The organism is Ruegeria sp. BHSA163 (assembly GCF_059613365.1).
In genome coordinates this window covers 1-2,041 of the sequence record NZ_JBXWSJ010000121.1, presented here as the reverse complement: position 1 = coordinate 2,041, position 2,041 = coordinate 1, and the positions used below count along the sequence as shown (strand labels likewise).

General features: G+C 49.5%; 1 protein-coding gene. It reads right to left on the bottom strand.

What is annotated here, in order from left to right:
• Positions 1 to 125: 125 nt before the first annotated feature.
• A partial coding sequence (locus AC2FNV_RS23445; RefSeq protein ID WP_496774721.1) for an adenylate/guanylate cyclase domain-containing protein occupies positions 126 to 2,041 on the bottom strand: 1,916 nt, incomplete at its 5' end.

Sequence of the window (2,041 nt, the reverse complement as noted above, 5' to 3'; positions counted from 1 at the left end):
GTAACCAGTTGCGTTTGGTCATCGAATTTTCTCCCATCCAGTTTAATAGGACGGGCAGTTTAGCGGGCGTCGGCAAACGCGGTATGATTTAAGTCAAACCAGCTAGATTAAGCGGCCACACAAAACTATTCTGGCAGTCCGGCGGAACTGAGCGCTGTCCTTAGTCGCTCGGCAGTACTCGTGTCTCTATAGGGTGCAATGTAGATGAGGCTGGACAGCGTAAGATCCGGTTGAAGTGCCAAGGCTTCTTGAACCTCCCAATTCGCCTCCTCCATGTCTCCAAGTTCTGAATATGCCGCTGCAAGGAATAATCTGTTTCTGAGTGCTTCCGGATTTCTTTCGGTCGCCTCCAGGTTGTACCTAATCGATTCTTGGTAGTTGCCGAGGCTAAAGTGTACTTCCGCGATAGCGTTGAGGTAAGGAAATGGTGCGCGCGGGTTGAGAAGCAAAGCGTATTTGAAACCTTCCAATGCTTTCTCGGGTTCGCCCGCATAATGCCTGTTCCACGAACGCATGGCATAGGCATCTGCGTAATTCGGGTCCAATTCAATCGCACGCGCAAACGCTTCCTCGGCGGCCTCGAACTCTCGTCTGAACATTTGGACGAGGCCGAGCGTGGATTGTACCGCCGGCAGGTCAGGATCGTTGTTTTGCGCCTCAACTGCCAGTGACAGCGCACGATCTAGCATCAGCTCGTTGTTTTGCAGCATATCGCCGCTGCGATTGGTGTAACTGGTGGCCAAAAGTGCCCTGGCAAGAGCAAATTCCGGATCTATTTGTAGTGCTTGGCGCAAATATTGCTGTGCTTCGAGTCGACCAGTAGAATTGAATCTGAAGATTGCCTCCCATGCACGTAAATAAAGGTCGTATGCTTCGAGGCTTGAAGTATAGCGCTTGGAGAGCTGTCGCCTTTCATCTTCGGTCAACTGTATCTCTAAGGCTTCGATAATATCTGCAGCGGTATTGTCCTGGAGCTCAAAAAGATTTTCCAGTTCTCCGTCATATCGATCAGCCCAAAGTTGCAAACCTGTATGCGCATCCGTCAGGCTGACATTTATCCTTACCGTTGGACCCGACCTTTGGATGCTTCCTTCGACAACATATCGAACACCTAACGCCTTTCCGACCGACTTAGGATCTGTCGATTCACCGCGGTCTCGGAACGAAAAGCTGGTGTTGCGTGCAATGACCAGCAAATCGCCAACATGACTGAGATCCGTAATCAGATTGTTTGTCATGCCGTCAGAAAAATATCGTTGGCCTGGGTCGCCGGACAGGTTGTCAAACGGCATTACGATAACCGACGGTTTCTCAAGTGCTGACTGCATTGCGGTCACATCGGAAGACTCGGGCATTTCCTCTAGTTTCGTCTTTTCCAAAAAATATATTGCAAGAAGCGCAACAACGACCGCCAGTCCGATCAGAGCGCTTACTTTTCGAAAGAAGTTTCGATTGGGAGCCCGTTTCTTCCCAGTCGCGTGCAAGAAATATTCAACGTCGGAGTTTCGCTTTGCGTGGAAAATACGAATGGGTTTTGGAATGTTTTTTACTTCAACCTCTCCGACATCCTCAAAAGATATTTCCTTGGCGCCCTGCAAGTGTTCTTTCACTACTGCGGTCACTGCTATGCCACCTGGCTCTGCCAACGCTTCTACGCGCGCAGCGACGTTAACTCCGTTCCCATAAATGTCGTCGGCATCGACTATGACCTCACCCAGATTTAGGCCAATTCTCAAAAAAAATGGTGTCGTTTCCTGACTATCTTTTTGCACTTCCATCAACTGTTCTTGGATTTCCAGCGCACAGAGCATGGCTTCGGTCACACTTGAGAACTCAACCAGCAATCCGTCGCCAATGTTTTTTACGATTCTCCCAACGTGATAGGAAATTACCGGTTCCAACAGGTTGGAACGAACTTTCAAAAGACGGTTGAGCGTGCCCTCCTCATCATTGGCCATATGCTGGGAGTAATCTACTACGTCCAGCATCATTATCGCGGCCAACCGCCTCTGAGGGTGCTCATTCATACAGTTTGACTTTC